12 protein-coding genes are annotated in these 12661 nt (G+C 47.8%); 7 read left to right on the plus strand and 5 right to left on the minus strand.

What is annotated here, in order from left to right:
* Positions 1-125: 125 nt before the first annotated feature.
* From FBR45_RS06075 to msrA, 3 genes are all read right to left on the minus strand, one after another.
* On the minus strand, positions 126-791 hold the full coding sequence (locus FBR45_RS06075) for an HAD family hydrolase (protein WP_138500280.1): 666 nt from the start codon (positions 789-791) through the stop codon (positions 126-128).
* 81 nt (positions 792-872) lie between these two features.
* Positions 873-2081 carry an MFS transporter gene (locus FBR45_RS06080; protein WP_138500282.1) on the minus strand — a complete coding sequence of 403 codons (1209 nt, stop codon included), beginning with the start codon at positions 2079-2081 and terminating at the stop codon, positions 873-875.
* A gap of 85 nt (positions 2082-2166) precedes the next feature.
* Complete coding sequence (gene msrA, locus FBR45_RS06085) at positions 2167-2829, minus strand: peptide-methionine (S)-S-oxide reductase MsrA (protein WP_138500284.1); 663 nt, start codon at positions 2827-2829, stop codon at positions 2167-2169.
* Positions 2830-2918: 89 nt separating this feature from the next.
* Between msrA and FBR45_RS06090 the strand changes: the two genes are divergently transcribed.
* The 7 genes from FBR45_RS06090 (at position 2919) to FBR45_RS06120 (ending at position 10096) form a co-directional block, all read left to right on the plus strand.
* Positions 2919-3767 carry an AraC family transcriptional regulator gene (locus tag FBR45_RS06090; protein WP_138500286.1) on the plus strand — a complete coding sequence of 283 codons (849 nt, stop codon included), beginning with the start codon at positions 2919-2921 and terminating at the stop codon, positions 3765-3767.
* A gap of 439 nt (positions 3768-4206) precedes the next feature.
* A complete protein-coding gene (locus FBR45_RS06095; RefSeq protein WP_138500288.1) occupies positions 4207-5823 on the plus strand; it encodes a caspase family protein in 1617 nt (538 codons plus the stop codon).
* A gap of 383 nt (positions 5824-6206) precedes the next feature.
* On the plus strand, positions 6207-6713 hold the full coding sequence (locus tag FBR45_RS06100) for a hypothetical protein (RefSeq protein WP_138500290.1): 507 nt from the start codon (positions 6207-6209) through the stop codon (positions 6711-6713).
* 678 nt (positions 6714-7391) lie between these two features.
* Entirely contained in the window at positions 7392-8132 is a 741-nt protein-coding gene (locus FBR45_RS06105) for a DUF2971 domain-containing protein (RefSeq protein ID WP_171044843.1), read from the plus strand.
* Between the two features lie 393 nt (positions 8133-8525).
* A complete protein-coding gene (locus tag FBR45_RS06110; RefSeq protein ID WP_138500295.1) occupies positions 8526-9104 on the plus strand; it encodes a hypothetical protein in 579 nt (192 codons plus the stop codon).
* Between the two features lie 44 nt (positions 9105-9148).
* Positions 9149-9472: a hypothetical protein gene (locus tag FBR45_RS06115; protein WP_138500296.1), complete on the plus strand. Its 324-nt coding sequence runs from the start codon at positions 9149-9151 to the stop codon at positions 9470-9472.
* 258 nt (positions 9473-9730) lie between these two features.
* Complete coding sequence (locus FBR45_RS06120; protein WP_138501959.1) at positions 9731-10096, plus strand: DUF2200 domain-containing protein; 366 nt, start codon at positions 9731-9733, stop codon at positions 10094-10096.
* Positions 10097-10250: 154 nt separating this feature from the next.
* Here FBR45_RS06120 and FBR45_RS06125 read toward each other — a convergent pair whose 3' ends face one another.
* Both FBR45_RS06125 and FBR45_RS06130 read right to left on the minus strand, forming a co-directional pair.
* Positions 10251-11282 (minus strand): glycoside hydrolase family 113, encoded by a 1032-nt coding sequence (locus FBR45_RS06125; protein ID WP_138500298.1) that lies wholly within the window; start codon positions 11280-11282, stop codon positions 10251-10253.
* Positions 11283-11299: 17 nt separating this feature from the next.
* Positions 11300-12562 (minus strand): NAD(P)/FAD-dependent oxidoreductase, encoded by a 1263-nt coding sequence (locus tag FBR45_RS06130; RefSeq protein ID WP_138500300.1) that lies wholly within the window; start codon positions 12560-12562, stop codon positions 11300-11302.
* Positions 12563-12661: the final 99 nt, after the last annotated feature.

Genomic DNA, 12661 nt, shown 5'->3' on the forward strand with positions numbered 1-12661 from the left:
TGGCTGGTGAGCAGTGGCAAGATAGGGAGTTGCCGCACGATTCACTACCCAACTGGTTCTGAATAACAGTTCCGTAAAACTACAAGTTTCGGAGCAGGGCCCCGACAAACGGACGTTAAAAAAACTTAAGACGCTACCCCGTACAGGCGCTGCAACCGATCGAGATCCATGTCGGTAAAGTCGTGAATACTGTCGTCGACAAAAGGCCGCAGATCGTCGAACGAAAGGGTAGTGGCTACGCCCACCACCTGCGCCCTCGCAGCCCGGGCCGCCTGAATGCCGGTCATGGAGTCTTCGAACACCACGCTATCGGCCGGGTCGACGCCGAGTTGCTGCATGGCTTTCTGGTAAATTTCCGGGTCCGGTTTGGGATGGCTGACCATGCTTTCGTTCAGAAGGGCATCGAAAAAAGGCCGTAGCTCAAGCGTGTCGATGACCAGCTCCAGGTTCTCGACCGGGGCGGACGTGGCTACGGCGGTGCGAATTCCAGCTGCTTTCAGGGCTTTCAGAAAGTCAACCAGTCCGGCAACGGGGGTGATGACCGGGCGGTACAGCTCCCGAAATAAGGCTTCTTTTTCGTTGCCGAGCCGGAGCACCTCGTCAGGCGTCAGGGTTTGGTCGGCAAACAGGTGGGCTACGATGTGGGTGTTGTGCTTACCGGACACATGTTCCACGAAATCGGCGTCGCTCAGGGTTTTTCCGTTGCGCTGGTAGTACTCACGCCAGGCAATGCGGTGGTGCGGATTGGTATCCACAATCACCCCGTCCATATCAAAAATAACTGCTTTCATTCACCAGGATTGAGTAAGAGAAGAAGCGGGTGCAGGGCCACTAACCGCCCTAAGACGGGGCTCCGTTGTCCGTTCTTCGGGTTAGAACAGGTTTACGAGTCGGGCCAGGCCCGCCGAAATCAGAAGCATCAGCGCCACAAAGCCCAGCCCGAAATAAAGGCCGAACCCTTCAGCAATGAAGCCAACCAGCGGTGGGCCAGCCAGAAAACCGATGAAACTGAACGTGGCAAAGGTAGCCAGACCAGCCGCAGGCGGAATACCCGGCACCCGTAGCGCAGCCGCGTACAGGACCGGTGCCCCCAGCGAACAGCCGGCCCCCAGCAACCCGAATCCCAGCAGCGCCGTGGTCGGGTAGGGCAGCGCAATGGCGATAACCAAACCCAGCGCGGCCAGAACACCACCGATCTGCAACCAGCGTTTGCCGCCAATTTTCGGGATGATGGCATCGCCCAGAAAACGGAATCCGGTCATAGTGAGCGAGAAGCTGGCAAAACCCAGGGCGGCAATCTGGCTGCTGGCTCCCAGGGTTTCGCGCAGGTAGACGGCGCTCCAGTCGAAAGCGGCTCCTTCGCCCATGGCCAGGGCCAGCCCAATAAGGATCATGAGCAACAGGTCGAAGGTTGGCATAACAAAGGAGGAGCCGGCCTTCTCGCCGGTTTCGGTACGGCTGCTCGATGGAATCCGGGCCAGCATGGGCTGTATCAGAAACGTAGCCAGCAGGATCAGTACCGATATTACCATGATATGAACCGGGGGCGGTACGTGCAGGGCTATCACGGCCCCCGCAATACCCGAACCCAGCAGGCCACCGAGGCTCCACATGCCATGGCAGGACGACATGATCACGCTGCCCTGGTGGCGTTCCAGGTTAGTGGCGCTGGTGTTCATAGCCACGTTGATGAGCGCTGCGGCCAGCCCGACCAGAAACAGACCAATGGTCAACACGAGCGTATTGGGCGCGTTAATCGGGATGCACATGAAGATGGCCAGCCCGACCGCCGACCAGAAACAGGACCGCGCTTCGCCAAGCCGGGCAATGATCCGGCCCGTCAGCGGGTTCATCACCAGCAAACCGGCCGGCATGGCAAACAGAACCAGGCCCAGCTCGGCTTCCGATAAACTCAGCTTCTGTTTTACGTAGGGAATGTGAGAAACCCAGCTGCCGAACAGCAGGCTGTCTGACGCAAAGACCAACCCAACGGCCAGCGCCTGTCGGTTCATGAAGAACGACAGTACGCTCCGAACGAGTAGGTTGAGGTGTGATTTGTTGAGGGTAACCGGTGTATTCATGCTGCAAAAATAGCCGGTGGTAGCCGGCTATTCTGTGTGTTTATTATCCGCTGCTGATGCTGTATTATCTTTTTGATGCCGCTAATTAGCGATTCATTGTTAACGACGTATTATTTTTAAGCCGTCCGGCCATCGCTTTGCGGAGCTTTTCGACCTTGGGTAGCGATACCCGCTGGATGTACGGCTGATCAGGATGCAGGGCGAAATAGTTCTGGTGGTAATTTTCGGCGGGGTAGAAAGCCTGAAACGCTACTACTTCAGTGACCACTTTGCCCGAATAATGCCCCGAGTCATTGACCCGTTTGATGGCGGCCAGGATTTCGGCCTTCTCGGCGGGGGTGCGGTAAAACGCAACGGACCGGTAATCGCGGCCAACGTCGGGTCCCTGGCGGTTGAGGGTCGTGGGGTCATGGCCGGCAAAAAAAGCGTCGAGCAGCTGGGCGTAGCTGATGACTTTGGGGTCGTAATAAACCTGTACCGATTCGGCATGGCCGGTTCGGTCGGTGCCTACCTGTTCATAGGTTGGGTTTTTGACCGAGCCGCCCGAATAACCCGAGACGACCTCGCGCACGCCTTTGAGCTGGTCCATGCCCTCTTCAAGTGCCCAGAAGCAGCCGCCCGCAAACGTGGCTACGGCTTCGCCGGGTTTGGGAGCGGGTAATTTGGCGAAGGCATAATCGGTAGACTGACCCTGAGCCAGACCGGCCAGCGTGATCAGACTCAGTAAGCAAAGAAGGATTCGGTTCATGGTGTTTTTTGAATGAGCAAGCTGTTGGTCTATAAACGTTATAAAGCGAAAAGCGGTTTCCCTCCAAACGCCCTGTTTCGCTGGTCTTTATGAAACTGCAGTTCGAGAAAATAGAACCCGAAGCCGGGAGTTCGTTTCGGGTAATTCATAGCACCGAAGCCGAGCCGTGCTGGGTGTACTGGCACTACCACCCCGAGTATGAAATTGTCTACATTCCGGTGGGCAGCGGCCAGCGACGCATCGGCACAAGCCTCTCCCGCTACGAAGCCGGTGAGCTGGTATTTATTGGCCCCAATCTGCCTCACCTGAACTTCAGCTACGGCACCGAGGGGCAGTATGAAGAGATCGTTGTGCAGATGCGCGAGGATTTTATGGGCGAGCACTTTCTGCAAAAACCGGAGCTGGCGCAGGTCCGCCGACTGTTTGAACGGTCGCATTCGGGACTGCTCTTTGGCGATGACACCCGGCAGCGCGTTGGCCCCTTACTGACCCAGCTGCCCCAGCAGCCACCGTTCGAGCGAATGCTGAGTCTGTTGCGGGTGCTGCACTACCTGGCCGACGCTACTGATGTAGAGCCGCTTCACGCCGACGGGGTTCGCTTCGACCTGAACCCGAAGGAAAAAGAACGCATCAACCGGGTTTGTCAGTACGTTGAACAGCATTATACCGAAGAAATAGACATCCGGGCGGTGGCAGACCTGGCCAGCCTGACCGTACCGGCTTTTTGTCGGTATTTCAAGCGGATGACGCACCAGACGTTTACCGATTTCCTGAACGAATACCGAATCAGTCAGGCCCGGCGACTCCTGCATTCGGCGCGTACGGTGGCCGATATTGGCCTGTCGGTTGGTTTCAACAATCTCTCGCATTTCAACAAGACCTTCCGCGCCGTGACGGGTCAGACGCCGAGCGCGTACCGGCGAGCCCTGGCTGGCTAAACCACCGTTGCCTAAAAACGCGCAACCGCTCACGTATGATCTTTTTGAAATGTGTTGGTAACTCCCGTTCTTTGGTAAGAGTCAATATACGCGTAGTTGTTACTGCCTACACTTAATATTAATTTGCTAATAATCAACAGGTTGATATTAAGTGGTGTTGCGTACAATACTATGTTGGGTGGTCGTCAATGCCAGGCTTTCATTTCCGGCTTTCGGACGACAAGTTGACCGCCTTAAGTGGGCAAGTTTGGGCTTCCCTTTCAGCGATTCGGCTGACAGGTTGCAGACCGCAGAGGTCAAGCTTTTTGCTCGTTCGGCAGGTTTCGGCTGACAAGCTAAATGCTGATACTATGCCTATTTAATAAGTAAGGTATGTATTTTGTAAACCTGTAACCAGCCAAAAATTGTAAATAATAGTAGAATTTAAATTTAAATAACAATGGATCTTTTAAACGTCTTTAAGAAACTAAGCTCATTCTTTTCTATTGAAACAGAGTCAGATAAAGATCATGAAGATCAACTTAAAAATGTAACTGGCGAGTATTATTTTCTGTCAATTGGTATAGATAATTACGATAAAGAAAAAGATCTTGACTTCAGTGTAAAAGATTCAGAGTACTTATTTAATGTTTGGGTAAATAACATTAAATTTAATATTAAAAATAAGAATATTTATAAATTATATAATCATGAAGCTACTAAAACAAATATTATTTCTAATTTCGAAAGATTAAACAAGGCAATGAGCCCGAATGATCATTTAGTCATTCAGTTCTCAGGCCATAAATTTTCTAGTTTCAGAACTAGTTTTTTTATTCCTACAGATGGAGATCGTAAAAATATATATTCTTGTATCTCAAGCTATACAATTAATTCATATATAGAAAAGATTCCAGCAAAAAAAATAGTATTAATATTAAATACAAACACTTACATTAGAAAAAATTCTTTACATAATAATTTATTGAAAAAGCAATTCAAGAGTTATTATAAAAATGATTCAAATATTAATCCCATTTATACGAGATTGGCGGAATTTCTTTCAAAAGATGAAATAAATCGTAGAAAAGAAATTTATTACTTTATCAAATCAAGTAATAAAACTATAAACAAAGAGCCAATTATTGGCGAATGGCTTATTGATGACAAATATCTATCAAAAAATTTAAATAAAACGCATCTTAAAATTAATCAATTGATTGATGAGAATAGGTTGCATGAAGCTTTAGATTCTATTGGAAAAATAGTTAGAAATAACGACGAACGCCTTGATAGTGAAGTAAGTACATTAAAATATAAGTTAGATCAAACTAATGATAAGTTAGAGAAAAGTGTAACTATAGATGAGGATTTAGAGAAAGAAAAATTAGTAAAAACTAAACAGCAAATTTCCGATTTGTCGAAATCTGTTATAAAAGAAATTAGTAATAATGGTTTTTATCTAGTGCACTTGCCAGAGAGAAAAGAAGTTAAAGAGTCATTGCCTTCTGAAAAAACAATAATTTTGTTTGCCTCAGCAGATGCAGTAGATCAAAGTAGATTAAGGCTTGATGAAGAGTACAGAGAGATCGAATTTGAATTAATGCAATCGAAACACAGAGATGACTATGAGCTAATTCCTTGTTTAGCAAGTCGGATTAGTGATTTACAAAAAAAGCTACTTAATCATAAACCTCAAATAATACATTTTTCTGGGCATGGAACATGTACTGGCATTTGCCTTATCGGAAAAGAGGGAGGTAAAGCAAGTATTGTATCCAATGAGCCACTAGCAGAACTCTTTAAATTGTTTTCCCAGTATATTACTTGTATTTTTTTGAATTCATGCCATTCAATTAGCCAATCCCATTTGTTAAGCCAATATATCTCTAAGGTAATTTGCATGAAAAATACCGTAAAAGATGAAACGGCAATACACTTCGCTTCTTCTTTTTATGCTGCCTTAGCATCTGGATATGATATAGATTTTTCATTCGATTTTGCCAAAAATTCTATTGAGCTTAATAAACTTTCAGGTAGTGATATTCCGCTGTTATTAACAAAAATAGCAATTTAGTTTAATAAATAAGTTGCCAAGTGACTCAGTACCTACATGTCTTTTGCCCGTTCCGCACTCTCACCTTTTCGGACGATAGGACGTTTGCTGGCTGGGAATCTGTGCAACACAACAAAGGGTGTAAAGGTTGGCGCCACGTCCGTGGCCTTGAGTAGTTCGCAGAGCCATCAACCCATCGGGTCGTTGGGTACTTTTCTACACCGGGCTTTCATTTCCGGCTTTCGTACGACAGTTTGACCGCCCCGCGTGGGCAGTTTTGGGCTTCTGTTTGGGTATTTGCTGCGACAAGTTGAAGCCCCATTAGGGTAAGACTACTTTACTCTAAATGCCAAGTTCCGGGCGACAAGGGAATTGATTTAAAAATTAAGATTTAAAAATTAAGCATGACAATTTTTGACAAACTCTGGTACGAAATGCTGGATGCCAAAATGCGGGAATTTTATTGCACTGCTTACTTGAAAAGGCATAGAAACATTAAACGACTATACAAAGTGGCAACTTTGGTCTTTTCTACCAGCGGCATTTTAGGTTGGGCATTCTTAAAAGATTCCACTTTCGGCATAGTCACTAGTAGTATTATTTCCGTCATTTCATTACTACAACTTATTGAAGGTCAGATTTTTCATAGCGATGACCAACTTGATAGTGTTTGTCAACTTACTCTATGTTACGAAACTCACTTCCGAAGAATTGAGCAACTTTTCAATCAGTTGAACGCATGGGAAATAGAAGATGCTCAGGCCAGTAAAACCTATTATCAGCTATGTGAGACGTATTCAAAAGAGATATTCGATTCGTCAAAGAAAGTCACTATAAAGAATCACGAACGGATGAAGGCTGAGAGTGAGTCAGAAGCGCAGTCCTATTTACAACGATATAACCGAGCCTAAAATGAGTAAGCAACGAGAAGTAGTGATACCTGACCGAGGTACAGAAAGGAGTACAGAGCAAATTTCGCCTATGCGGAACCCACCGTCTCCCCCGCCGAGGAATCCGCCACCTTCTCCCCCTCAAAAAAAGTAAGCTTCGCTTTACGGAGTTGTTGCGATGGCGGGTTTCCCATTGGAGGGATCGGGTCTCAAAATTCAGCCTGTGTTGCAGTGCCAGCATTCGGGCGACAGGTTGCGCGCCCCCGGAGGAGGTTTTGCAGCCCAACCATTCATGTGTGTAAAGGCTGAAGCCACGTCAGTTTTTCATAGTTGTGTAACCACCATCAACACATGGAGACGTTGGGTGGACGTAACAGCCAATAACGTAGTAGTGAGATTATGTGCGATAGGGGGCACGTCCCGTGGCAAGACGGTTTTGGCTCGTTAGTTTGCTTCGGTCGACACGAGAGAGGCCCCATTGAGGTAATCAATAAAGCGCATTTGGCCGGTAGCGGTTGACAGAGGAAACGCCCCAGTTAATTAGCATATTAAATTAAGCGCTATTAACCTTTTAGAAGAATGCTTCTGAGTAGAACCTACGAACCTGTCGAAGATGAGATAATATATCACTATTGTGATGCAAACGCCTTCCTCGCAATATGTACCAATAAGAAGATTCGCCTAAGTGATTTATTCTCAATGAACGATTTCATGGAAATACATTGGGGGTATTATATATGGGAGAAAGTTGCTAACGAACTATTTGATGAATTGGGCAAAGATTTTCTTGATAAAATAGATGAATTAATTTCATCGTCAAGTCTACTTGGCTTACTTGTAGCAACTTGTTTTTCAAGAGATGGTGATGTGCTTAGTCAATGGAGGGCTTACGCCGATGATGGAAATGGTTATGCGATTGGCTTCAAAGCTAAAGACGTATTACAACTCCCGATTCGGCCACTCAAAGTTCTCTACGATGAAAAAGAACAAATTAACGAACTTAAGGCAATTATAAAGGTCGTGCATAAAATTGAACAAAGCGAGACAGAGAAATTTGGTTCAGATTTCAATCAAGCATGTTATGGCATTGCTTGCGACTTAGCAGCTTTTAAAAATCCAGCTTTTAGAGAAGAACAGGAGATTAGAATAACTCACATCCTAAATTTTGAAAAAAGTAATGAATTTCTAAAGTTACTGGATGGCGGAGGCACAGCATTTGGGGCAGATGCACAAGGTCAGCCTATCTTATTCAGAATGCGGCAAAATATACCAGTAGCATTCATTGAACAAGATTTTACTAATCAAGGTAAAATCAATCCAATTGCAGAAGTAATTATTGGTCCCAAAAACGATGTCTTACCAACCGCAATTTCAGTTTTTCTAGAAACAAACAACTTAGGTGCAGTAAAAATTAAGAAGTCTAAAGCTTCGTACCGTTAATCATTGCCTTCGCATAGGGTGGTTGTATGGCGACAGGATGCAGGCCGCAATAGGACAGTTGGTCAGCCCAACCAAACGAGGGTGTAAAGGTTCAGGTCTGAATGTTTAGTCAAGTTGTTCGCTCACCATCAGCCCTCGTAGTCGTTAGGTGGACACAACAATCATAAAAAAGTATGTGTGTTCCGTCGCTCCGGCGATAGGGGTCACGGCTCGGACAGGCATGGGTTCGTTTGGCGGCTCCCGTTGACAAGCTAACCGCCCCGACAGTCGGGCTTAGACAGGCAGAGCAGCTTTCTTGCGACACGAGAAACGTCCCGGTTGGGCAGGGTTACTAATTCCGAAACATTTCTTTTGAGAGCGTTTTTTAATTATAAACTACTTATCTACAACAACATGACCTTTTTTGTACTTGCTGCAATTTATCTTTTCATCGGATATATCAGACTTTCCGATGAACAAAAACGCCCAGTTACAGAGCAAACTCCTCTGGTCTTGGAAGGAAATCACCTACAATATATTCTCACTTGGCCTTTGTCGTTATTCGTTAATAGTGTCGCGCCTAAAATTGTCGCTCAAAAGTCTCCACAGTATAGTTCACCAGAAATTGGGCAAGTTTTAATTATCTTGGAACAAGCTAAATCTAAATTTGGAACCAGCCCTAATCTGAATCGGATGATTGATTCAATCAAAACTGATGTTATCAGTGACCAGCCGAAATGGCTTGAATACATTAGAAAAAATCCAGCCCTTATCAAGAATAGAGTTTATCAAGTTATACTTTTAGATTTAGAAGAAGACTTAAGTTCTGGCAAATATCACGCTTATAGAGGTTTGCTTGGTCTTGAAGGTCGCGCCTTATTTAATATAGCCAATGCTATTTTAGATGAATTTTCTTTAACTAATTATTGGCCGGAATCTCAGGTTGAGGAGCAGAAAGAAATTTTGGATGGTAACATGAAGAATGTTGGATGATATAGTTTGTAAGCAATAACTTTCAAAAAGTTAAAAGATAGGCTATGAACTTAAGAGAATTACTAATATATGATTTTGGCGTTGACTTCCCAATTTATGGAGGCAATGGTAATTCCATTGATAACCCTATCGTTATTGAGCGAACACTAATAAATGACTATGTTGGAACTGAGTATGCCATTCTCAAATATCTTGGCATTGGTAGAGGAATTGAGTGGAAAACTATTGGTCAGCAACTGTTGGGTCATAATGACAAATTGATTGACAAAATCAAGATTGAAACCAAAGAAATAACGCCTACCCAAATTATAACTCAAGTAGAAAATTACTATTTTGACATTTCAGAATGCCTAAATGACTTAGGGTAGCTTTCCGTCGACAGGGAGCACGTCCCGAGCGAGAGTTGGCAGCCCAATCGAGAAAGGATATAAAGATTGCAAGTGACTCGCGTTCAGGAAGATAACTCACTCGCCATCAGCCCTCGTGGTCGTTGGGTGCAAATCCATAAAGTGCGTAAGGGCCAACCTTCCGGCGACAATTTGAACGCCCCTATTAGGCAGGTTTGGACTTTCGGGACAGCGTCTCCATACCAAAATCAAAACTTTAACAAAGTTGACAACCAAAAAATGGAAATAACGGCTGAGCATAATGAAAGAATCGCCAAATTGACTTTTGCTTCTGTCTATCCGCATTACGTTACCAAAGCTGAGAGAAAAGGGAGGACAAAAGAAGAATTGCATCAAGTCATTGAATGGCTGACAGGTTTTGACGAAAGAAAAGTGCAAGAACTCATTGACGAGAAAGCGACTTTTGAAACATTCTTCAAGAAAGCGAAATTGAACCCAAATGCTAACTTGATTAAAGGAGTAATCTGTGGTTATCGGATAGAGGAAATTGAAAATTCACTAACGAGACAAGTAAGGTATCTTGATAAATTAGTAGACGAATTAGCGAAAGGAAAGAAGGTTGAGAAAATTTTAAGAACAACATAAAAGAATTCAATGACGCACAACACGACAGAAAGAAGCGCAGCTTATAACAAAATGGCACGACTCAAAAAGACAACAAAGGATTTGAAAGTTAGCTAAATTGTTATTGGTTTAGTTGTTGCGCTTCGCCAGAGTCGTTGGTCCAATTCCTAGTGTTTTAGTTTGCCTTGGATAGCCACTGCTTTTTGAGGATTTGTTCGGCCAGGCGTCCCTGCGGGCTGTACTGGTCGCGTTCGCGGTGGCGCGGTTCACGATCCATAAACCATTTCCAGGCAAAACCACCGGCAAACCAGGCCCGCGGGCGGGTGGCATCGAGCAGGGCCGCATAGGCGTTGGCCTGCGCCTGCAGATTGGGTATGCAGTCGGTTTCCGATTCCCACGGACGGCGGGCCGTATGATCGCAGGCGCGGTAGCCAAATTCGGTGAATAAAATGGGCTTCTGCAGCCGATCGCTTGTTTTCTGCAGGGCGTTCAGGTGGGGTTTCCATCCCCGAACCAGTGCGTTTACCGAGGGGGTGCGGTCGTCGGACAGCGGGAAATAGGCATCGACGCCAACATAGTCGAGCTGGTTCCAGAACGGAATCGATTCATACCGATCCCAGTTGGCGGCATAGGTCAGTTTACCGCCGTACAGCTTCCGTACGTCTGTGATCAGCTGATTCCAGAAGGCCGGACGCGCTATGGCAAAGCGGTCCAGCTCGGTAGTGATGCAGTACAGATCAACTTGCAGCGAGTCGGCCATGCGCGCAAAAAACAACACGTACTGCCGATAATCTTTCTCGAACGACTGCCAGTCGGCTTCGGTCCTGAACTCCAGGTCGAGGTGCGAGCCGCCCTGCATCCAGACGTGCGGTTTGAGCATGGTCTTAAGCCCCTCTTTCTGCGCCATCCGAATCGTTTCTGCTACACCGGCGGGCGTTTCGCCCCACCACTGCCCGTATTTCCGGCTTTCTTTCGGCCGGTTCTCACTGAAAAAGAAATGCGGGTCGTCTTTGCGGCAGAAGCCATAGGGCACAATGGCCACCCAGTCTGCGTTTACCGCCCGAACGGGTGCCAGGGCCGCAGAGTCGGGCTGGCGCGGTGGTGCCACCAGATTGACCCCTTTCAGAATCGGTCCTGTATACCGAAACGGCGGATCGGTCTGGCAACCCGGCAGGGTGAGCAACAGGAGAAGCAGGCGGCAGAGCATGCGGGCGGGGAGTTGGGTTAGCGATGATTCATCACAATGCGCTCGGCTACCTCACGGCCGGTCTGTAGCGCTGCGTTGAGCGATGGGTAGGCCGTCTGATCGCCACATTGATAAAGCCCTTCGGCCAGTTGCAGCGGCTGGTGAACAACGGTAGGATCGTAGGCCGGTAAGGCCTGTGGCAGATGATAGGTACGCAGGTGCTGCCAGCTAGCCACGTCGGCGCCAAACCAGTCGGTCAGCTCCTGCCGGATTCGCCGGGTGAGGGCCTCTTCAATAAACGTTTCCAACCCCTGGGTACTGACCGAAATCAGGGCCCGCCCGTCTGGGGCGTAGCCGGGCGCTACGTCGCTCATGACGGCCATATTATGGATGGCAGCAGTGCGGTGCGTGTTCAGCATGAGCAGTTTTTCCGGATTGGGGCTGGCGGGTGCCGCAAAGTAGGTACAGGTCGTATGGTTAAACGACCGACTGACGGGGGGCGCCTGTTGCGTTAGCCGGGCCGCCTGATCCGCATCCACGGCCATGACCACCGCCCCCGCAACCAGGCTCTCGCCCGAGGCCAGCTCGACCGTTGAGCCACTGATTCGCCGAACCAGGGTCTTCAGCCGAATCTGATCGGGAGCGAGTCGGCCGGCCAGCTGATCAGCGATAGCCCCAATACCCCGTGCCGGCACGGCGGCTTTGCCCTCAAAGAACATCCGGAAGCAGAACTCGAAAAAGTTACTCGACGTAACCAGGGCGTCTTCGAGGAAAACACCCCCGAAAAACGGCCGGAAGAACCGGGTAATCATCTGGTCGGAGAAACCGATATCGTCCAGCAGGGCCAGGGTAGTGGTGGGCGTTTGCTGAAATAACTCGGTAACGGATAAGGACTGGGTCCGGCGCATCAGCTCGACAATCCGCAGCTTATCGCCCAGGGTGCCTACCGGCGAGGCCAGTGTAGCGAATACCGACAGCGGCTCCTGAAAGGGATTCAGCAGTTTCATCCAGCTGGCAGCCTGGTTGGGTTCCTGATGGCGGATCAACGCGCCGGAGCGAAACGGGCGCAGGTCGAGCGCGTTGTAATTCAGCAACCGCCGGGCCTCCGGATACGCCGTCAGCAGAATCTGAAAGCCCCGGTCGAGTTGAAAACCGTTTACGATATCGGTACGAACGCGCCCCCCCACACCATCGGCCGCGTCGAGCACGAGCGCATCGATACCCGCCTGTTTGAGATAGACGGCGCAACTCAGGCCGGCAACACCGGCACCAACAATAACAACAGGTAATTCGGCAGGCATACGATCAGGTAATGGAGTCGATAAATTCTGCACCAAAAATAAACGTTCCGACTCCTAACCGGCGAGTTATCAGTCAAATGCGTAGTATTATTTTTGGAT

Origin of the sequence: Spirosoma lacussanchae, assembly GCF_005870035.1 — a bacterium.
Lineage (GTDB): Bacteria > Bacteroidota > Bacteroidia > Cytophagales > Spirosomataceae > Spirosoma > Spirosoma lacussanchae.